We start from the raw sequence: 20,672 nt of genomic DNA, 5'->3' as shown, positions 1-20,672 counted from the left end.
TTTGCTTGGTGATAATAGCGTTCTGGACCCACCTGACCCCATGCCGAACTCAGAAGTGAAACGGAACTGCGCCGATGATAGTGTGGCATTTGCCATGTGAAAGTAGGTCATCACCAGGCTCCTAATTATACGAAGAACCCAGCTTATTGCTGGGTTTTTTCGTTTAAGGTTTTGATGACCTACGAGAAAGTAGGGAGAAAGCGGAAATAATGAAGTAAAGAGTTTTACTTCATCTGCTTGAACGCTGGCGGCCTCAGGCCGTAAGCCGGGCTATCACCAGGCTAGGCGCCCCCGACTAGGCGCCCCGACTCCGAATTAAAGAAACCCGTTGCAGTAATGCAGCGGGTTTTTTGCTTTCTGGCGTTCAACGAATCCACATAAAACAGTTTATACTTATACTAGGCCGTCCCTGTAGCGTGGTTACATCGCTCATCCCTGACCTCACCTTAGTAAGCTGCGAAGCGGTGCTTCGGTCTTACTTCGCCTAATTAAAGAAACCCGTTGCAGAAGTGCGACGGGTTTAATTACCCCTTTAAACCACTATAAATGGAGAAGCATAAAAGAGTGACTATCTTTGTTTCATCACGCGATCAGTTATTTATCTTGCAAGTATTGTAGTGCCTTTCAAGCCTCGAACAGTGAGCTCATAGCAAACTAATAGCCCTAGTTTAAGACCCGGTTAGCTGTTTGTGCTCTTTAAAAACTCTATTTGTGTTTAATTCTTGTTTATGATTTACTTTGTGTGCCTATAATTGGTCCGACTGGCATTGAATGGAATCTATGGCACCTTCTCAGATGTATGCTATGCCTTGGAAAGGAATATTATGAAAAACTATTTTTTAATGATCATCTCAGCTTTATTTAGCTTTGGCTTAGCGTTTTATGCACCGCTAGCGATAGCTTCGCACTCCATCACAACCTGTACGAATAGCTGTGTGATTACCGATAATGGTAATGGCATTATTTCAACTCAGGATTGCTGTGGTGGGCGTGTAACGACAGTATATCCCGTCCATCCAGAGTCAGAAACAGCACCTGAAGCTCCTTAATAGGAATAAATATGGAGGGGGACCCTCCATTTACAAACTAAAGGAATGATTAATGTACAGAAGAAAAATTATTTTAGTCTCGATGTTGATTCTTATAGGTATTGGCTCAGTTGTATTATTTTTTGTAAAAAGTAGCAGTGCAGTGAATGATAATAGCCCTGAACAACAGGCACATTTGCAGTTAGAAGCCCCCAGTTTAAAAATTACCTCGGAGCAGATTAAAGAAATGGATCATAGCCATGATTTTGACAACAGCCATCATGGACCAAACGAACAAGTTTTAGGCTCCGGTTTTGAAAAAAACCAATCCAGTCCGCATTCACATAAAGTAGCAGATATTAAAAAAAGACTGTGCGAGGATGATTCTGATATATGCACAATTAAAGAACCAGCCTTGATTGAAAAAGAATTAATTGACGGCTCACTGAACCTCGAAAAGTCGAAAGAAGTCGGTGTGTTATTATCCAGTAGTAACTTTAATGAAGTGATAGAGCTAATCTCAAACTCGAAAGTTTCTACTGAGTCTATTCAGTTGCAAGATAATCTCAACCAGCAACTACTGTATGATTACTTAGATATCAATTCTCAAGGAGTATTTTGTAGTGATTTACTCTGTGGAGCTACTTTTAACTACGAAAATTCTTCGCAGTGGGAAAGTTTCCAAAAAGACTTTTTTATTAAAAATGAGCACTTAGGTAATTTATATATCGCCCATTTTGTTGGAGGAACTAGGGTAGTGTTTTTCCCTTCCAATGAGAGCAAAGCAGTCATTCGTTAATATAGGCATCAACTAAAGCCGTTTTAACGCGGAGTTCCTTGAGCTTAGTTAGTTATTGGTAACTCCGAACTGCAATGGGGTTGATACTACGGGTCATATTCTTCACTTCACTAGTCTCCTCAATTATTAAATCTTGATACATTTGTGTAGATGTAAACTAAGTACTAAATCGTTCTAACAAAACCTTACAAACATTTTATTGCCATACTTACTGAAGAACAGGTACAACTAGTAATTAGTTAGGATGTGTTATGAACCGAATTCGAGTTGTCTATTTGAATATGAAACTACTCTCTACTGTGCTGATCTCGCTATTCTTTGCAGTTTCACTCTTTGCCGAACAACCACCTCAAGGCTCTTTAGGTGTGGCTTATGATTGCACGGGAGTTGAAATCGCAGAAGTTGATCCTGCTATGCTGACTAAAGCCGAGCAAATCAAGTTGATGGAAAATGCATTATTGGATTCGGTCAACCGCTACAGTACGTGCTTGGAGAAAGTACAAAAAGATATGACTCAATCCCAGTCACAAGGCGCTAATTTGGGAGGAGACAACGCTCAAAATTCGCAGGAAAGTGATGCTAACGCGAATCTGCAAAATGCTTCTTCAACGGAACAAAATTCGCAAACTCCTTTATCGACTATGGATGATCAAGTTACAACTGAGAAAGAGAAGAACAAGGCGGGTGGAGGCCGTGAGCAGCAAATTGTGAAGCCCAAGGACAACGACTCAATCATTTGCACTATGCTCTATGAAGAGATTCAAAAAGAAACCAACGAAGCCACACGCGAAGCGTTAGTGCAGCAATACAAAGACTACAATTGCACAAAGTAGGGAGAGGTAATCAGAGATGAAATTTAAGCAATCAGTTCAGTTAGTCACCCTTATTATGGTGTTTTTCCTTACTCTCACTGCCTGCAAATCAACCACGACTAAGCGCGATGAGCCATTGGCGGTTGGACCTTCTATGAGTGGCCCAACTGTGGCAAGAGAACAACAGACTAAACAAAAGCAATATAGCGGGATCTATTTAGATGTTGCTGTGCCTGTTTTTAATCCGGGGTTTCCAATAAATAAACGTAATGGCGAAGTAGATTACGAAGAATTGGACGAAATGGATATTTGGCCACAATTACGCCGTGCCGAGGCGAAGCGTTTTGCTGTCGAAACAAAAAGAGCAATTGCACAAACAAAAGCTTTTGGCTCTGTCTCAGCAGTACCTGATGCCAATACCAGTGCTGATTTATATGTCCTCGGCACAATCCTACACTCCGACTCGGAAGTAGTTCGATTAGAAGTAACCGTTGTTGATAGTACCGGCGAACCTTTAGATACAGAAACCTTTGAGCATCAGGTGTCTAAGAGCTTTTTTCGCGATTCTATGAATGCAGGGAAAGACCCTTACGAGCCTGTCTTTGATGCGGTTGCAGACTATGTATATAACCTTCTAACTACTATGCCAGAGCAACGAAAACAACAAATTAAAGACACAACCTTAGTTCGTTATGCCAACTACTATTCACCAGAAGCGTTCGGTGAATTCCTTAAAGTGTCAATCGATAAGAAAGATGGCACTCGCTTTTACAAATACGAGTTAGAGGGTTTGCCAGCGCAAGATGATGCGATGTTGCAGCGCGTCGAAATGTTACGTAATCAGGAGATGTTATTCGTCGACCGTTTACAAGATCAGTTTGATGAATTTCAAAAGCAGACCGATAACCCTTATCGCGATTGGCAAGAGGAAACATTGCCAGAAGTTATCCGCGCCCGGGAAGCCGAGATGGAACGTAATGCGAAAACGGTGATTGGTACCATTGGCCTTATTGCTGCGATTGCACTTGGCAATAACAGTTCTTCCACGTCTACATCGGTTGCAAAAACCGCAGGTGCACTGGGCAGTGCATGGCTTCTCAAAGATGCTTATAAAGCCAATCAAAACTTACGTATGGCATCAGCGGTGATTGATGAGATGGGGCAAGGCTTGGATTTAACTGTTGGCCCACAAGTAATGGAATTCAATGATCAAGAAGTTGAATTAACTGGCACAGCTGCTGAGCAGTATATGCAATGGAAAACGCATTTGAAAAAGATTTACCAACTAGAAACAAGCGCTAACTAGCTCCATTGCCATGCAAAGGATAGACAAGAGTAGGTCAAGGTTGTGTCTGAACAAAAAACAGCATCTCTGGATGAACAGTTAAAGCAACAACAAGCGAATCAAGGCGCGCGTGTAAACCATGTGGCCATTGTGGTGAGTGTTCTCGTTGTTGTGTTACTCATAGCGATGGCTTTTTTATTCTCTGTCAGTAATGAGCCAGATGTAACCAAGGATGATAGTGTTGCAACTGTTACTGATTTAACCGCAAAAGCCAGTGAGCAAACTCGTCAACACATCCAAGAGGCAATTTTAGCCTTTGAAGAAGATTATCAAGGCTTACTTAATAATCAACAGCTATCGTCTTTTGCTCCGCGGCTGATTCAGCAAGCCAAGTTTACGTATGATTCATCCCTACAAGCATTCGCACAAAGTGACTTTGCAACAGCCCAACAGCAGTTGGAATCGAGTGCACAGTTTATTGACGAAGCACAAAGCCAGTGGCGCAAAGCGGTAGACAGTTGGTATATGCAAGCGCTGGACTCGATGACGCAGCAACGCCCAAAAGAGGCGCAATTGTACCTAGATAGAATGCGCTCACTCGATGAGCAAGATAGGCGTATTGATGCCTTGCAGCAGCGTATTGACCAATTCGACTCTCAGCGTACCTTGCTTAAAGAGTACGAAACGGCAGTGATTGAACGTAATTTAGAAAAGCAAATCACGACACTTTCGCAGCTTGTAGTTTTAACGCCGGAGCCTCAAGAATACCAGTCGAAGTTAAGTGCAGCTGAAGCGTTAATGAGAGAGCGGAAAATTAGCCAAGCAGTAGAGCTTGGTCAGCAGGCACTGCAACAGCAAAACCTAGCCCAAGCACAATCTTCAATTAACACTCTCATGCAGCTGCAAGCAGCCCCTGAAACAATTAAGCTTTTACAGCAGCAATTGGCCAAACAGCAACGGCAATTGAGTACCGAGCGGACTCGGGCACTCGCTCTAGCTGCCAGTGAGCAACAGCAGTGGCAACAAGTACTCACTTTAACTCAGCAGTATCTTGATAGCGCACCAGGCGATACTGCAATAACGCAATTGCAACAACGAGCGAAGGCTATTTTGTCAGCGCAAAATAGTTTAGCTGTATATCAGGCTCGCCCGGAGCGCATGATTGACTCAGGAATTCGCACTCAGGCGCAAAACGCGATTATGTCTGCGAAAGTGCTTGAGCCACATTCGCAAGCTTTAGCGACAACAATTAAAGATCTCGAAGTGTATATTGAGCGCTATTCAACCCCTGTCAGCGTCACCTTGCTCTCGGATGAAAACACTCAAGTGCACATTTATGGAGTTGAAAAACTCGGACCATTTGCAAAAAAGCAAATTCAGCTATTGCCCGGTACTTATACAGTTGAGGGTCGCAGAACTGGTTTTGTGAGTGTTAAGCACACCTTAGAGGTTAGCGCTCAAGGTGCCATGCCCCCTCTAACCATTGCCTGTACACAAAGGATTTAGTGTCTATGTCAGATTTGGACTCGCAGTTAAAACAACGACAAAAAAGCTCGTTATTACCGCTGTTAATTGCCACTTTGGTCACCATTAGTGTGGCCCTAATTATCATTGTTTATCTCTTTGTAGTGAAAGGTCATGCAATCAAAGTGATGCCTCTAGAATTACAAGATAGCATGGTAATTGAAGTGCAAAGTGGGGTGGGTTTTGTATCGGATGATGTGGTGTATCGCTTCGGCGGTGATGTGACTATCGCAGTCTCGGCGCCAACGTATTTCGAATCGCAAAAGCTCATCACTGATGCGAGTGCCAGTGTTGTTGAAGTTGAACTCAAGCCTAAGCCTGGGATCCTCAACGGCAGTGTAGCTCAAGCTTATGGCGACAGCACGCTATGGGTAGTCAATGGTCGCTTGCTTGCCAAGGGGGCGCAAATTGAAGAGCCGCTAGAGGCCGGTTCATATCAGCTGAGCATCGAAAATCCTTACTATGAACCTGTGCAACAGTCACTTACTGTTGAGCGCGATAAGGCAGTGATGCTCGCGCCTGAATTGACCGCTGTGGATGGCAAGATGACTCTAGACTCTAATCCTCAAGGTGCCGATGTGTATGTTGATGGTGTTGCTAAAGGGAAAACACCAGTGAGTTTTTCCTCCTTAGGGGGAAGTTTTAAGGTGGAGTTACACAAAGCGGGGTTTGAACCTACAGTTGAACAAGTAGACATCACTAACTCAAATGGTGATGTGAAGCGGCAATACAATTTAAAGCCACAACAGGCATATTTAGATATCACTACGTCGCCTGCTGGCGGCACTTTACTCATTGATGGCAATCAGGTTGAGCCAGGGCAGATATCTATAGACGCGAACGCCATTCATACCGTGCGCTATGTTAAGCCAGGCTTTTATAGCTTTAATTCTAAAGTGATTTTACCACCCAAAGAAATTAAGACCTATCCGATTACTTTAAAGCCAGAGCAAGGCAAGGTAAGCGTTAAAAGTAATGTTGAAGCCGATGTATATATTAATGGCAACTTAGCGGGTAAAACGCCACTTACGAAAACACTTCCCGCGACAGAGCACGAAATAAAGTTGGTAAAGCAGGGCTATCGTAGTGTTGTGAAAAAGCTGATACCGAGTGCCAAGCATACCTCAAGTGTTGATGTCACAATGTTGACCGAATTCGATGCCCGTCGCAAAGAGGGTCGTCCTTTGTTTATTTCGACTTTGGGTATGCAGATGCAGTTATTCAATATGACTGCATTCACTATGGGCTCACCAGCTAATGAAATAGGTCGCCAACGCAATGAATTTGCTGTGCGTGTGGATTTTACGCGCCCAGTTTGGGTGGGCAAGCATGAAGTCACACAAGCTCAATATCACGCGTTCGACAATAGCGTGGCGAAGTCTCAGTTGCCCGTAAGTAATATTAGCTGGATTGATGCCGCCAAGTATTGCAACTGGCTGAGTGAGCAAGAAGCGCTAACGCCTTATTACCGCATCAACAATGATCAGCTTGTGGGTGTAAACACCCAAGCCAGAGGGTATCGACTTCTAAGCGAAGCAGAATGGGAGTGGCTGGCGAAAAAAGCCAAACGAGCGAGCCCAACCAAATATGTGTGGGGTGACAGTGAGCGCCTGCCACGTGAAGCTGGTAATTTTGCTGACCAAACCTTGAAATCCAAGCAAGCGTTCTATTTTGAAGACTACAAAGATGGATTCACAGGTAAAGCTCCAGTCGGTAGTTTTCGAGCCGATAAAGCGGGACTGTATGATCTTGCTGGTAATGTTAGTGAATGGGTGTTCGATGTCAGCTCGTATGTCACGCCGGACCTGTCTGTGGTCCATAAAGATTATACTGGCCCAATACAAGGCGGCAGCCGATTAGCAAAGGGCAGTAATTATCAATCGGGAAGAATGCAAAGCTTGCGTTCTGCGTTAAAAATCGTATCGGATGGACCGAGTGAAACCATAGGGTTTAGGATCGCTCGCTATGAGAGGTAAATATGAAGCGTAAACACCTATTAATCGCTGCTTGTGTAGTAATCGGTTGCTCCATCGGTGGGGCTGCAATAGCTGCAAAAATCAGTTTGGATTCTCCAGCAACCTTCCCTGTGGATATTTAAGGACTAAATAAATGGCAACTGATAATACACGTATGAACCTGCCTCCTTTGGTTTCTGTGGGGGTTTTTATTGCTACCGTAGTTATTGTGCACTTGATATATCAAGGACTTATCCGCCCAGCTGCCGATGCCGCCATTGCTGCCTATGGTGCTGGTGCCACAGCCAATGTCTGGGTGATCCTCAAAGACGCTGAGCAACAAGCGTGCATCACTTTAGGTTTGTTTTGTTTAATTTTAATGGGCTACAAATACTATCGTATTGTCTCTAAAGAAGAGCCGGTCTTCACCTTTGATTACCTCAAATCATTCCCTAAAGACGAGTCATTGGATGTTGAGGGCGCGTTGGCCTATTTGGAGGAAGGTGAAAGTGCTAAAAATAGCTCGGTTGCAACTTGGATAAACTGCTTACGCCGATACAAAAACACTAACAATGTCCAGCACGCTGCGGATGCCATACGTGACAGTGTCGAGTCCTTAGCTGCGCAACTTGAAGCTGGCAATGCCACCATTCGCTATTTTATTTGGGCCATTCCCAGTATTGGCTTTGTGGGTACCGTTAGAGGAATCGGTTCTGCGCTGGCTAAAGCCGAAGAAGCTGTCGCAGGCGATATCGCTGGTATGGTTGATAAACTCGGAGTGGCGTTCAATTCTACCTTAGTTTCTTTGCTGCTCTCTATCTTATTGATGTATGTGTTGTTTCACCTCAATAATCGTCAAGATGAGATGGTGCTGAAAACCAAGAACAATTGTGAAACGCATCTACTCACGCACTTGCATAAGTAATCAGACATGTTTAAGCGCCGCACGGAAGAGGGTTTTAACTTATCATTTCTAGACGTCATGGCCTGTGGCTTAGGCGCGGTATTACTTATTCTGATAGTAGTGAAATTTCAAGCCAGCACATCCGTCCCCAGTAATGAAATTGAACGTCTGCAACAAGAACTCGCGGCCACCTTGCAACAAGCACAAGAACTGCAGCAGCAGGTAACAAGCACAGAACAAGCCGTGACGCAGGCTGATGCCCAAAATAGCGAAGCAGCGCAGAAAATAGCTGCGCTGGAGTTAGTGCAACAAGCTACAAAGCAAGCTCTTCAAGAAGAGCAAGCCGTCGTCGCTGAGTTAGAAAGTGCGGTCGCTGCGGCTGCGCCCAAGCAAGTGGACGACCCCATTCAACTGCAAGGAACAGGTGAAGAAAATTACCTGTTGGGGCTCAAGGTTGAGGGGCAGCGCATCGGCATCATGATTGACACCAGCGCGTCGATGACCGATGAACAACTGATTCAAATCATCCGCCGTAAAATTGGCCCTACGGCACAAAAACAACAAGGCCCTAAATGGCAGCGCACAAAACGAGTTGCTAAATGGATGCTGGCGCGCCTACCGAAAAGCTCGCAAGTCAGTGTTGTTAGTTTTAACTCTACCTCTAAGGTATTGGGTGCGCGTGCTGTGAGCTCAGCAAAAGTAGAGTCTAGTTTGCAAGCAATCGTTAAAGACATTGACGCCTTAGTGCCGGAAAATGGCACCGACTTATATGGAGCATTGCAGATGATGCGCAATACCTTTGCGGACATGGATGCGCTCTATATTATCACCGATGGTTTGCCCACTATGATGACAAGCGCACAAGGGTTCAGAGAAACGAAGACCTGCAAACCTATCACGGGGAATATGAAAACCATAGATGGTGATTGTCGAGCGCGTATTCACCAATTTAGTATCGCGCAGATGGCACCTAAAGTGCCAACCCACATTGTGTTGCTGCCACTAGAAGGTGATCCATTATCGCCTGCACTGTACTGGAATTGGGCCAATAACACAGGAGGTACCATGATCAGCCCCGCGAGGAGTTGGCCATGAAACGTAGAGAGCCTATCGAAATTTTTAGCTTATCTTTTTTAGATATCATCTCGTGTGCCTTTGGTGCGGTGGTGATGCTGATTTTGTTGGCTAAAAATGGTGAGCAGGGGGAATACCAGGATGCAAGCCAAGTCGCGACGTTAATTCGCGATGTCAATTCAGCTGAGCAAACTGTAAATGGGTTACAACAAGCGCTCAGCGCAGCACAAGCGCAACTCAAAGCGGCTCAGGCCTTGGGCGCGAGTAATGCAGAACAACAAAAAGCACTAGAGGCGCAAGTAGCTCGCGCTAAAGATAACGTCCAACAACTGACTGACGCGGCCACGGGGCTTGAACAGACTTTAGTTGAGCGTGAACGCGCTGCTATTAACGCGGGCAAGGCATTGTCTCGTGATGATGAAGTCGGAGGCATTCCGGTAGACAGTGATTATGTGGTGTTCATCATCGATACGTCAGGCTCAATGAAAACCATGTGGCCGCGGGTGTTAAGAACCTTGGATGAAGTACTTAACAACCATCCAAAAGTAGAAGGCTTTCAGGTGCTCTCAGATAACGGGGATGTGTTAGGAGGCAGTCGCTTAGGCACGTGGCGAAAGGATTCCAAAGCCCAGAGAAATGGCGTGTTACGTGGATTACAAGGCTGGAATGGTAGCTCAAACAGCTCTCCGGTAGAGGGTATAGAGGCAGCATTGCGCGCTTATAGCCGCTATCAAGGCAACATGGCATTGTATGTCTTTGGTGATGACTTCACAGGAAGCAGTTATGACGCTGCGCTCGCACAAATTAATAATCTTAATCGCGCTTCTTCGGGCGCGTTAATTGCTCGTATTCATGGTATCGCTTTCAAGCGTAATATGGGCGCATCTCCTGATATGGTGAAATTCTCGACTTTGATGCGCGAGGTGGCACGGCAAAACAATGGCACCTTTATGGGGCTGTAGTTTGATCCACTCGCATGTTGCCAAGGTATAACCCTTTTTGTCACTACCGAAAGCATGCTTTAATGTGCTTCTCGCACGAATAAGACACAACAGCAGTTTATGGAAAAATATCAATCAATTTATGAGCGAGCGCTCGCGCGAAAGGGCTCTAAAAAGCAGCTTGAATCATTACTTAGCAAACCATTGAGCACGTCCCAGCTAAAGCAGTTCAGCGATGATGATTGGTTAGAAGAATTTACCCGAAAAATATTTCAAAGTGGTTTTTATTGGTCAGTGATCAATGCCAAATGGCCAGGTTTCCGTGAGGTTTTCTGGGACTTTAGCGTGGAAAAATTACTTATGATGCCCCCTGAAATGCTTGAGCAAAAGGCCAGCGATGAGCGCATTGTTCGTAACTTTAAAAAAGTACAAACCATCCCATCAAACTGTTTGATGATATTTGAAACAGCACAAGAGCACGGCAGCTTTAAAGACTTTGTCGCTGATTGGCCTAGTGAGGACATCACAGGTTTGTGGCTCTACCTCAAAAAGCGTGGTGCCCGCCTAGGTGGTAATACTGGCTCGTTTGCACTGCGGGCTATGGGCAAGGATACATTTGTCCTCTCCCGTGATGTAGAGGCGTACTGCCGCGCTAATGAAATCATTGATGGTGGACTACACTCAAAGCGTTCATTGGATGCAATTCAATCCATGTTTAATGACTTACAACAGCAAAGCGGTCGTTCTTTACAAGAACTCAGTCAGCTAGTTGCCTACAGTGTTGGTGATAACTACGTGGGTTTTGAGTCCAACCAAGGCCAATAAGGATAGCTATGAAGCTAAATAATCCCTACCAAGGCGTGAATCAGCTGAGTCACGAGGCGAAAGTTCAAGACTTCAGCGGCACTAAAATATTGCTTTGGAACAGCGTGTTAGCTCAGCAATTAGGTCTTTCTGAGGATGAGCATACCAAGGCGCAATTGGCTACAGGTCAAGCGCATCCACAAGCTTATGCTCTTGCCTATGCTGGGCATCAATTTGGTAACTATGTGCCATTACTGGGTGATGGCCGTGCGCATTTGCTGGGGGCGGTGACAGACGAACAAGGACAAAGCTGGGATATTCAATTAAAAGGTTCAGGCGCCACGCAATTTTCACGCGGCGGCGATGGCTTATGCGGCATAGGCCCTGCAGTGCGCGAGTTCATTATGAGTGAAGCGCTGGCTGGATTGAACATTCCAACCACGCGTTGTTTGAGCGTGGCACTGAGCGGTGACACTGTAATGCGACAAAAGCCCAGTGCTGGCGCAATTGTGAGTCGTGTGGCGAGTAGCCATATCCGCGTTGGCAGTTATCAGTTTTTGGCGGCGCAGCAAGATACACAGGCGCTGCAGCAGCTGGTGGACTTAACCATCGCGCGTCATTATCCCGAGCTTGCTGCACTTACCGGTGACGAGCAGCTTGTCGCATTTTTCAACGCGGTTATGGACAAGCAAATCGATTTGGTTGTGAATTGGATGCGAGTTGGTTTTATTCACGGCGTGATGAATACCGACAACACGCTTGTGAGTGGTGAGACCATTGACTATGGTCCGTGTGCGATGATGAATCAGTTTGATTTCAATCGCGCCTTTAGCTCAATCGATCGTCATGGTCGTTACGCCTATGGCAATCAACCACAAATTGCCAGCTGGAATCTGGCGCGTTTCGCAGAGACCTTGATTGATCTTTTCTCCCTAGAACAAGACGACGTGGTTGAGTTGCTCACCGAGCAGCTGAATCTATTCGGTGAGAAGTTCAATGCTAAACTCAAAGCCATGTGGATGAGCAAGCTAGGTTTGTTGGCAAGCGATGCAAGTGCGGATGAACTGGTCAACGAATTACTCATTGCCATGCAAGAGCAACAACTCGATTTCACCAATACCTTTGTTGAACTCACAGGTTATTGCCAACGTCGCAAAGACTCGCTCGTTGAGATTCAGGCACCGCTGGTGGAGTGGTTAGTGAAGTGGCAGGCGGTGGTCGATAATCATTTGGAACAAAGCGCTAGGCTCATGAGTAGTGCAAACCCTCTTGTGATACCACGTAATCACCAAGTCGAAGCGGTGATTGAGGACTTTGAACAGCAAGGGTACAGCGATAAATTAGCTCCTTTACTGAGTGCGCTGCGCAATCCTTATCAGTTGGATGAGGCACACAGGTATCTGCAACAGCCTCCGGTATCAAACGATGAGGATTACCAAACCTTTTGTGGTACTTAATTGCTGCAATGGGAAAAGAAAAGCCCGAGATATACTCGGGCTTTTGTTGTTAAGAATGCTGGGTATTAATTCGCCTCAGCGTAGGCCTCAGCCTCGCGCCAAACACGCAGCATGTTTTCACCTAGAATCTTCTTGATGTCGCTATCACTGTATCCGCGATCCAATAAGCCTTGAACTAGGTTTGGATATGTTGATACGTCTTTTAAGCCGATCGGCAATGAGTCACCAACACCATCATAATCAGAACCAATACCCACATGCTCGATGCCAATCAATTTAACAACATGATCAATGTGGTCAAGCACTTGCTCTAGGGTTGCGAATGGGAATGGGTTTTTCTTTCTAAACGCAGCGGTAAAGTCAGTGGTTTCTTTTCCTGACTCTTTTGCAGCATCACGTGCTTCATCACGACGGGTGTACCAATTGTTTGCACCGCTGGTAACAAAGCTTGAGCCAAAGTTAATTTGAATCACGCCACCGTTTTTCTTCAGGGCAAGTAGCATGTCGTCATTCATATTACGCTCGAAGCCCGGCGTGTATTTACGCAGCGAGGAGTGTGAAGCAATCACAGGTACTTTAGACAGCTCCATGACTTGATAGAAGGCATCATCGGAAATGTGTGATACATCAATCAGCATACCCACCTTGTTCATTTCCACAACTAGCTCTTTACCAAATGGGCTTAATCCTTTCCATTTACGGCGAATATCATAGCTTGAATCGGAGATATGGTTGCTCTGCGAGTGAGCAAGGGTGATATAGCGCACGCCGCGGTCATAGAAGTGGTATAGGTTGTTAATGTCGCCTTCAATCGGTGAGCCATTCTCCATCCCCATCGCTAGCGACATGATGCCATCTTTGAACTGCTTTTCGATGTCAGCGACTGAATCAGCAATCGCGAATTTATCAGGCGCGCGGTACGCTAACGCTTCCATCATATCTATCAACTGGTTTGCTAATTGGTAGCTTTTGCCTTTGCCTTCAAACTCCAAATTAGCTGGAATATAAATAGACATAAATGGCGCATTCAAACCGCCTTCAATCGCGCGAGGGTAATCAAAATCACCACGTTCGGTCGCTTTGCTTACATCGTCCCACTGGTCATGGATGCGATAAGGCACATCGATATGGGTGTCGATTAAGATGTTTTCTTTTGCCAGTTTGATTGCTTTTTCTGATGCTTGGTAGTCATCCTGTGCTGCAACACTTGCGCTGCCAAGTGCAATTGCCAGCGCCGCACCAAGGGTGGTGAATTTCATAGTAGCCGCTCATTGTTATTATTGAATTAGGGTCCCATTGTGGCGACATTTTCTGGGTATGACAAGGATATGAGATTAAAGTAAATTAGCCTGAATGGCTTGCATATAACGCTTGTTGTTATCAGAAAATTATTGATTTATCGTAAATATGTTGGCGCTATTTTTGGGTGCTACTTCATTTATGTGAGTTGGGTTAAAAACGGAGTTTACATGAAAATAATCATAGCTGGAGCAGCACTATTGTTGTCTATGTCAGCATTGGCAGAAGAAGTGCAAATCGATTTAAAAGATTTTGCACACTTGTATTTTGAGAAAATGACGGCGACGCAAGCGCCAAACGCCACAGAGAAAGACCTCGAAGAGTACCTTGCGCTGCTAACCGATGACGTAGGTCATGCGCATCTGCCGTGGGTCACCGATGATTCGCGCACGCCATCAGGTAAAGCCGATAAACGTAAAGGTATGACTTTTTATTTAGGTGCACATACCCATTACAGCGCAGAGCTATTAGATGTATTCACTTTCAATCACTCTGCAATCGCTATTCGATACAGAAATCATGCAAAAGGTGTTCACCCTCAAAATAATCAACCTATCGAATACTCACAAGTGATGATGGAAGTACTCGAGATGGAAGGTGACAAGGTGGCGGTGATCCGTAAGTATCACCAGTAGAGCCATACAAAAATTTGTTTTTAATCGCGATAATCGCTAGGTGATATAGATACGTAAAACATCACTATTGATTCGACACCTTGACGCCATCGCGTTTTTATATGAACAAAATAAACCCAGCGAAACTATCGCAAAGTAAATGGACAGCAGTCCAATCTCGCAACAAAGAAAAGCACTTTTTAGTCACCGAAGTAGAATACGACGAGGACGGCACTGTGCTTTCTTGTACTCTGGAAGCCGTTCTTTCTCGCAATGAATATGCAATAAATTGGACTGAGTTAAAGGACGACTCTAAATGGTTACAAGGATGGAAGTGAGGCTAGATATGCATCCCATAATCCCGCTCGACCTTGGCGATCCGCAATTTAAACGCCGCATACCACTTTTCGCGTCCAAGCTTTTGCGCTGCAAGGTGCTCCATATTCGCTTTCCAACTTTTTATTGCGGCTAAATCAGCCCAATAAGAAACGGTAATACCAACTTCTTCACGAGCGGATTCAATGCCCAAAAAGCCGGGTTGTTCTTTGGCAAGCTCAACCATACGTGTGGCGGTATCACCATAGCCTTCATCTTCTACCCCGCCCTGAAGAAACGTGCCATTATCGACACGGCGTGATTCTATCGCTTGGGGAGAAGATTGCAAAGTAAAGGAGTGAAGTATGGCTATGAATTTGAAAGCAAAAGCTAATCAACTTTCACCTTAGGCTCTTTAGATTGGCCACTTAGCAGTTTAGGTATGTCTATACCATTCACCGTATGAACTTTGTAGCCATCATAAGAAAATCCAAAAATGGATTGTTTACCATGGAGAGTTAATTTGTCACCTGGCGAAACCCAATGCCAATCAAAAGAACTTAAGCCGCAAAGACTGTTATTGAATAGCAGCTGATATTCTTTAATCAGTACGGAGCCATTGCAATGCTTTTGCTTATAGGAGCTGCTTTTTTTCTCAATTGTAACAACCATAGTCGCGTCATCCGCCAAGGAGTAGCTAAGATAATGCAGCGTTGTTGGGATACCTAAAGAGACAGCAATGAATACAAAGACAGGAATTCCAAAAAGGCACATAAGCATATAAGCGACATATTGCATCCATGGACTTTTAAATTGCCCACGTGCTAATTGATAGCGCAGTTGAGAGTCCTGTTTGAAGAATGTGTAAGTCTGTAGTGCTATCAGGGCTAGCATAAGTGGAATGCTCAGCCACGCAAGTGGACGTGCAATGTGTTCATGAACGAGCACTTTTGCAGTAAAATGGAAAACTACCAGCCACAATATTACAATAATAAGGGTGAGTAACGTTATTGCCATCGCTTTATTTTGGTGATGTTTTGTTTTTACTTCCATGTTTAATCCAATCCTTGAGGTAGTTACTCACATGCCATAATCCCTTTCTACCTTGGCGATCCGTAATTTAAACGAGGCATACCACTTCTTGCGTCCTAGTTTTTGCGCTGCAAGGTGCTCCATATTGCGCTTCCAGTTTTTTATCGATTCCAGGTCGGCCCAGTAGGAGACGGTGATGCCCACTTCCTCGCGAGCAGATTCGACGCCTAAAAAGCCGGGCTGTTGCTCGGCCAGCTCTACCATGCGGGTGGCGGTGTCGCCATAGCCTTCATCTATCTCGGTGCGCACCGAGGTAAAAATAACCGTGTAGTAGGGCGGTTCAGGGGTTTGAGCGATTAACGGCATACACATTCCTTGTTGGCTGAGTGGGCTGCTGCTTTAGGTGATCAGCATAACAGCCGCGGGTGAGTTTGGTTAGCGAAAAATGCTGGTAGTGGTACGGGCTGGTATTTGCCAGCCCCGATTAAAACTCATCCCTATCAATGTGATAGTCGCCTTCTTCGGCTTGCATTTGCTTGAATTGCTGCGCGCTCATGATATTCACTTCTTCGTGTAGCTCTGAGTAAACAATCACGGCCTCGCCGCGTTTAATTTGTCCAAGCACTTGTTCTATTTTGGTTTTGTTATCAACCTCACTTTCACCGTAGTCGGTCCCTTCGCGCAGAATAAACTGCTCGATAAGGTTGGTAAGTGCTTCTTTACTTAGCTCTTGGTAAGGAATAATCATGCTTTTGCAAATTGCTCCGAAAAGTAGTGTGGGATGGTTTTTTCTAACCAGAACTCCGGCTTAAACCAACCACTGCAGCTAATAAAGCCAACGTGGCCACCTTTGTTTGATACTCGTAAATCCACGGCACCCGAAACATCTTCAGGGCGAGGCACAGCTTGTATGGCAAGCATGGGGTCGTCTTCTGCGTGAATTAATAAAGTGGGCGTTGCGATATGTTTTAAATAGGGCTTGGCACTGCTTTTTGCATAGTAATCTTCGGCGCCGTCAAAACCGTGTAATGGTGCGGTTATAAGGTTGTCGAATTCCCATAGGTCATCAATCGCGTTTAGCTGCTGCGCGGTAATATCCAACGTACCTGAAAGCTGGGGTAATTTTCGCGTCATGGACTTTTTCATGCGTCCGAGTAAGTAGTGCTGATAAATCTTTCCTAGGCTTTTGCGAATAACTTGGCATGAACTCGATAAGTCATGAGGCGCACTGACCACGCTGGCAGCAACTAAACCACTTTGTTCGCCTTGCTCGCCGAGGTACTTGGCCAATACATTACCACCTAGCGAAAAGCCAACCGCAGCAAGCGGTCTATTGGGAAACTTGTTCTGAAGGTAACGAATAAAGAAACCAAGATCTTGCGTTTCACCACTGTGATAAGCACGTGCTTGACGGTTCGGCACGCCAGAGCAGTTACGGAAATGCATGAGCACGGCATCAAGCCCCGCGTTTTGCAGTGCTTTCATCATGCCTTTGGCATAGAAGCTATCAATATTCCCCTCTAAACCATGCAAGATAATAACAAGCGGCCTATCTGGTTGTGCTGGTTGCGCCCATGCTAGATCAAGAAAGTCGTCATCTTCTGTGGCGATAATTTCGCGCTCAACAGCAACTTTGAATCCAGGACGAAAGAAGCGCGGCAAAATGGTTTGCAGGTGACGGCCTGGCATCCACCAAGCTGGGGTAAAGTGGTTACTCACTGAATATTTACCAACAAGTTCAGAATACATCGCGCACTATAGTAACAAAGTTTAACGGTGTGCTCATTTATATCGCACAAAAATAAAGCCTTCGCTAATACAGAGATTAGAGAAGGCTTTGTGCGTCGTGCTTAATTTGGTTGGTTGTTGCTACTTATCCAGTCTCAACAGAAAATTACTGTCCTTCAGGAACTTCAGCATCCATAACTTTTTTGATGAAAAAGCCGACATAAAACAAGCAAAGTAGTACAACAACACTGAGGATACCGAATGATAAAAACAGCACTGGGTCTGAGAAAAAATCTCTAAAGAATACTTGCATGATGGCGTCTCCTGTTCCTTTGATGTGCTAAGAATAGGGTAGTTGTTCCATTGCAAATATGACCTAGATCAAGGTTGTTATTAGCTTAGTATTGAATCGCGTGTAGGGCTTGATCCAGATCAGCTTTTAACGGCAGTTCAGATGCCCGAACGTAGAGTTGAAGGTTATTTGGGCGGATATCTTGCACCAGTGCCAGGGTCTGGCATGTTGCGATAAGCTGTTGCTGTTGTTGTTTCTCAAAGGCTAATTCTAACTCGAGCATCTGCTTACGTAATTGGGGGTATTGGGTAATCTCTGTTTGGTGTTTTTTCAAATAGCCGCGAATGCCTCGCAGTGGCTTTAAAGCTTGACTATCAAAGTCGAGAATACAAGCTTCTAACTCAGTAAGCGCTGCGGCTGAGATGGCCAACTGGTGACAATCCAAATAGGCGAGCAGTAGGCACAGGTTTATGTTTAGACCGTGCTCATTTTGCCAATGAAGCAAGCTTTTCTGTACTTGCTCATCGGCATAAATAGAGAGGCTAAATTGCCAAAACTGCTCAGCGCTAATCTTGGTCTTCATAAAAAAGTTGCTCTTGCTCTTCTAATTCGGCCATCAGCTCGAGCAGTTGCTCTTCCACTTGCTCCTGCTTTTGCGCGAGCTCACTTTGTTTTGCCAATAACTGTTTTAATTTTTCTTTATTGTTATCGTCGTACAAGCTGTTATCCCCCAATTGGCTTTCAATTTCTTCCAGTTCTGGGGTAAGTACATCAAGCTGTTTTTCGAGCTTAGTGATGTCTTTTTTCAAAGGCTGCACCAATTTCCGAAACTCAGCTTCCTTACGTTTTTGTTCTTTACGATTGGCGCTTGAATGCGCTTTATCATCATTATTTTGCGTCGGCTTTTCACTTTGGTTTGCTTTGACTAACCATTGGTAATAAGCATCTAAGTCGTAACCAAATTGGCTTACTTCGCCATTATCGACCAAGTAAAACTCGTCAGCGGTATTTTTTAGTAAATGACGATCGTGCGATACCGTCACCATGGCACCTTCAAACCCTTGTAATGCCATGACAAGGGCATGGCGCATTTCCAAGTCTAAATGGTTTGTTGGTTCGTCTAACAGTAGCAAGTTCGGCTTCTGATAGACAAGCATAGCAAGCACCAAACGTGCTTTTTCACCACCAGAGAAAGGTGCAACTGTTTCAAGTGCTTTGTCACCGACAAAATCAAAACCGCCTAAAAAGTCGCGTAGCGATTGTTCACTTGCTTGTGGGTTAAGGCGCTGTAGGTGAGTCACTGGGCTTGCCTGTAAGTCTAAGGCTTCAAGCTGATGCTGTGCAAAGTAACCGACCTTTAGGCCCTGATGATAAAACACTTCACCGGCTTGTGGTTTAAGCTCTTGCGCCAACAATTTGATGAGTGTTGATTTACCTGCACCATTACGACCGAGCAGGGCGATCCTGCTTCCTGGCACTAGGTTGAGTTTAATGCTGTGTAAAATGGTGGTGTCACCATAGCCAGCCTGAGCACCATCCAAGGCAATCAATGGGTTTGGCAATGCATCTGGTTCTGCAAAGCTAAAGTCGAACGGTGAGTCTACGTGCGCAGGCGCGAGCTTTTCCATACGCTCGAGTGCCTTCACTCGGCTTTGAGCTTGTTTAGCCTTACTCGCTTTTGCCTTAAAACGCGTAATAAATTTCTCTAAATGCGCGATTTGTTCCTGCTGCTTTTCGAATTGAGCTTGGTGCTGCGCTAAACGCTCGGCTTTTTGGCGTTCAAACTGGGAGTAGTTACCCTTGTAAACATTGATAAGTTGCTTATCGATGTGCCAAATTTCATCGACCACGGCATCTAGAAATTCGCGGTCGTGAGAAATTAACACCAAGGTGCCTGAATACGCGCGTAGGAATCGCTCAAGCCAATAAACCGCATCTAAATCTAAGTGGTTGGTAGGTTCGTCCAGAAGCAATAAGTCTGCATCGCGTATCAATGCTTGGGCGAGGTTTAGGCGCATACGCCAACCACCGGAGAAATCACTGACTGAAAAACGTATCTTTTCGTTAGAAAACCCAAGGCCATGAAGGAGCTCACCGGCTTTGGCTTCAATGCTGTAGCCCTTCATCAATTCCAGCTGCTGGTGGACTTTGGCTTGTGTGTCACCATCGTCGTTTTGTTCAGCATGTTTTAACTCTGTGCGTAATGCGTAATACTCAGGATGGCCTTGTAAAACGTATTCAAGCGCACTTATATCAAGTGCGGGCGTTTCTTGTTTTACGGAAGCAATGGACCACTCTTTAGGAATGCTAGCTTCGCCTGCATCAAGCTGCAGTTCGCCTTTGAGCAATGCGAATAAGCTTGATTTACCACAACCATTGCTGCCGACTAAGCCCACTTTATGTTGAGGGAAAAGTGTCGCACTGGCATTTTTTAACAGGCATTTAGGGCCACGTAATAGCTCGATGTCACTGATTTGAATCATAGTTACTGCACAGAGTTAATATTGGCTGTAATCATAACATGGAGTGTGCATCCAAGCGGGAAAGTTTTTGTGTTAAACTGGCGCTTTCATAAGCCAGTTGTGTTGGCTGTAGGGGTTGATGAAATGAAACAGAAAAAGCGTTTTATCGCTGGGGCAAGCTGCCCTGAGTGTCAAAAGATGGATACCATGATGCTGTATAAAGAACACGATGTGGAAAAAGTGCAATGCGTTGAGTGTGGTCACATTATGACTCAGCCGGAAAACGCCGTACAAGCATCAACACGTCAGTTTGAGCAGGTGATCGGCGTCTTTAAGCCAGAGTGATG

23 protein-coding genes and 1 rRNA gene are annotated in these 20,672 nt (G+C 45.1%); 15 read left to right on the top strand and 9 right to left on the bottom strand.

Going from position 1 to position 20,672, the window contains the following annotated elements; translation table 11 throughout:
* Positions 1 to 4 precede the first annotated feature (4 nt).
* From rrf to V1358_RS17515, 12 genes are all read left to right on the top strand, one after another.
* Positions 5 to 119, top strand: a 5S ribosomal RNA gene (gene rrf / locus V1358_RS17570).
* 705 nt (positions 120 to 824) lie between these two features.
* Positions 825 to 1,049, top strand: coding sequence for a hypothetical protein (locus V1358_RS17565; RefSeq protein WP_347392052.1), 225 nt, complete (start codon positions 825 to 827; stop codon positions 1,047 to 1,049).
* A gap of 52 nt (positions 1,050 to 1,101) precedes the next feature.
* Positions 1,102 to 1,827, top strand: a complete 726-nt coding sequence (locus V1358_RS17560) for a hypothetical protein (protein WP_347394357.1) — start codon at positions 1,102 to 1,104, stop codon at positions 1,825 to 1,827.
* 251 nt (positions 1,828 to 2,078) lie between these two features.
* A complete protein-coding gene (locus V1358_RS17555; RefSeq protein ID WP_347392054.1) occupies positions 2,079 to 2,660 on the top strand; it encodes a hypothetical protein in 582 nt (193 codons plus the stop codon).
* 16 nt (positions 2,661 to 2,676) lie between these two features.
* Complete coding sequence (locus V1358_RS17550; protein WP_347394356.1) at positions 2,677 to 3,945, top strand: hypothetical protein; 1,269 nt, start codon at positions 2,677 to 2,679, stop codon at positions 3,943 to 3,945.
* A 42-nt stretch (positions 3,946 to 3,987) separates the two neighbouring features.
* On the top strand, positions 3,988 to 5,430 hold the full coding sequence (locus tag V1358_RS17545) for a hypothetical protein (RefSeq protein WP_347394355.1): 1,443 nt from the start codon (positions 3,988 to 3,990) through the stop codon (positions 5,428 to 5,430).
* Between the two features lie 5 nt (positions 5,431 to 5,435).
* Positions 5,436 to 7,424, top strand: a complete 1,989-nt coding sequence (locus tag V1358_RS17540; RefSeq protein WP_347394354.1) for a PEGA domain-containing protein — start codon at positions 5,436 to 5,438, stop codon at positions 7,422 to 7,424.
* A gap of 133 nt (positions 7,425 to 7,557) precedes the next feature.
* Entirely contained in the window at positions 7,558 to 8,328 is a 771-nt protein-coding gene (locus V1358_RS17535; protein WP_347394353.1) for a MotA/TolQ/ExbB proton channel family protein, read from the top strand.
* 6 nt (positions 8,329 to 8,334) lie between these two features.
* Complete coding sequence (locus V1358_RS17530; protein WP_347394352.1) at positions 8,335 to 9,402, top strand: vWA domain-containing protein; 1,068 nt, start codon at positions 8,335 to 8,337, stop codon at positions 9,400 to 9,402.
* Complete coding sequence (locus V1358_RS17525; protein ID WP_347392060.1) at positions 9,399 to 10,343, top strand: hypothetical protein; 945 nt, start codon at positions 9,399 to 9,401, stop codon at positions 10,341 to 10,343. The genes V1358_RS17530 and V1358_RS17525 overlap by 4 nt, the downstream gene beginning before the upstream one ends.
* A 99-nt stretch (positions 10,344 to 10,442) precedes the next feature.
* On the top strand, positions 10,443 to 11,147 hold the full coding sequence (locus V1358_RS17520) for a DNA-3-methyladenine glycosylase I (protein WP_347394351.1): 705 nt from the start codon (positions 10,443 to 10,445) through the stop codon (positions 11,145 to 11,147).
* 8 nt (positions 11,148 to 11,155) lie between these two features.
* Positions 11,156 to 12,583 (top strand): protein adenylyltransferase SelO, encoded by a 1,428-nt coding sequence (locus V1358_RS17515; protein WP_347394350.1) that lies wholly within the window; start codon positions 11,156 to 11,158, stop codon positions 12,581 to 12,583.
* Between the two features lie 65 nt (positions 12,584 to 12,648).
* On the opposite strand, the gene V1358_RS17510 is transcribed toward V1358_RS17515, so the two are convergent.
* Complete coding sequence (locus V1358_RS17510) at positions 12,649 to 13,842, bottom strand: dipeptidase (RefSeq protein WP_347392063.1); 1,194 nt, start codon at positions 13,840 to 13,842, stop codon at positions 12,649 to 12,651.
* A 210-nt stretch (positions 13,843 to 14,052) separates the two neighbouring features.
* On the opposite strand from V1358_RS17510, the gene V1358_RS17505 reads away from it, so the two are divergent.
* Together V1358_RS17505 and V1358_RS17500 are read left to right on the top strand one after the other, a co-directional pair.
* Positions 14,053 to 14,517, top strand: a complete 465-nt coding sequence (locus V1358_RS17505; protein ID WP_347394349.1) for a nuclear transport factor 2 family protein — start codon at positions 14,053 to 14,055, stop codon at positions 14,515 to 14,517.
* A 101-nt stretch (positions 14,518 to 14,618) separates the two neighbouring features.
* Positions 14,619 to 14,834: a TIGR02450 family Trp-rich protein gene (locus V1358_RS17500; RefSeq protein ID WP_347394348.1), complete on the top strand. Its 216-nt coding sequence runs from the start codon at positions 14,619 to 14,621 to the stop codon at positions 14,832 to 14,834.
* 2 nt (positions 14,835 to 14,836) lie between these two features.
* On the opposite strand, the gene V1358_RS17495 is transcribed toward V1358_RS17500, so the two are convergent.
* From V1358_RS17495 to V1358_RS17460, 8 genes are all read right to left on the bottom strand, one after another.
* On the bottom strand, positions 14,837 to 15,139 hold the full coding sequence (locus V1358_RS17495) for an antibiotic biosynthesis monooxygenase family protein (RefSeq protein ID WP_347392094.1): 303 nt from the start codon (positions 15,137 to 15,139) through the stop codon (positions 14,837 to 14,839).
* A 62-nt stretch (positions 15,140 to 15,201) separates the two neighbouring features.
* Entirely contained in the window at positions 15,202 to 15,864 is a 663-nt protein-coding gene (locus tag V1358_RS17490; RefSeq protein WP_347394347.1) for a hypothetical protein, read from the bottom strand.
* Between the two features lie 27 nt (positions 15,865 to 15,891).
* A complete protein-coding gene (locus V1358_RS17485) occupies positions 15,892 to 16,209 on the bottom strand; it encodes an antibiotic biosynthesis monooxygenase family protein (RefSeq protein WP_105190305.1) in 318 nt (105 codons plus the stop codon).
* A 118-nt stretch (positions 16,210 to 16,327) separates the two neighbouring features.
* Entirely contained in the window at positions 16,328 to 16,591 is a 264-nt protein-coding gene (locus tag V1358_RS17480; RefSeq protein ID WP_347392067.1) for a YheU family protein, read from the bottom strand.
* A complete protein-coding gene (locus V1358_RS17475; RefSeq protein ID WP_440589909.1) occupies positions 16,588 to 17,592 on the bottom strand; it encodes a hydrolase in 1,005 nt (334 codons plus the stop codon). Before V1358_RS17475 ends, V1358_RS17480 begins: the two co-directional genes overlap by 4 nt.
* Positions 17,593 to 17,737: 145 nt before the next feature.
* Positions 17,738 to 17,884 carry a hypothetical protein gene (locus V1358_RS17470; protein ID WP_347392068.1) on the bottom strand — a complete coding sequence of 49 codons (147 nt, stop codon included), beginning with the start codon at positions 17,882 to 17,884 and terminating at the stop codon, positions 17,738 to 17,740.
* Positions 17,885 to 17,969: 85 nt separating this feature from the next.
* Positions 17,970 to 18,446, bottom strand: coding sequence for a TIGR02444 family protein (locus V1358_RS17465; protein ID WP_347392069.1), 477 nt, complete (start codon positions 18,444 to 18,446; stop codon positions 17,970 to 17,972).
* A complete protein-coding gene (locus V1358_RS17460) occupies positions 18,430 to 20,346 on the bottom strand; it encodes an ATP-binding cassette domain-containing protein (protein ID WP_347394346.1) in 1,917 nt (638 codons plus the stop codon). The genes V1358_RS17465 and V1358_RS17460 overlap by 17 nt, the downstream gene beginning before the upstream one ends.
* A gap of 123 nt (positions 20,347 to 20,469) precedes the next feature.
* Between V1358_RS17460 and V1358_RS17455 the strand changes: the two genes are divergently transcribed.
* The gene (locus V1358_RS17455) at positions 20,470 to 20,670 is read left to right on the top strand and encodes a YheV family putative zinc ribbon protein (protein WP_347392071.1); all 201 of its coding nucleotides are present in this window, start codon (positions 20,470 to 20,472) and stop codon (positions 20,668 to 20,670) included.
* The last annotated feature ends 2 nt before the right edge of the window (positions 20,671 to 20,672 follow it).

The organism is Pseudoalteromonas pernae (assembly GCF_039831865.1).
Taxonomy (GTDB): domain Bacteria; phylum Pseudomonadota; class Gammaproteobacteria; order Enterobacterales; family Alteromonadaceae; genus Pseudoalteromonas; species Pseudoalteromonas pernae.
Note: the sequence above shows the minus strand (reverse complement) of the source record. Positions and strands in the feature narration are given on the sequence as shown.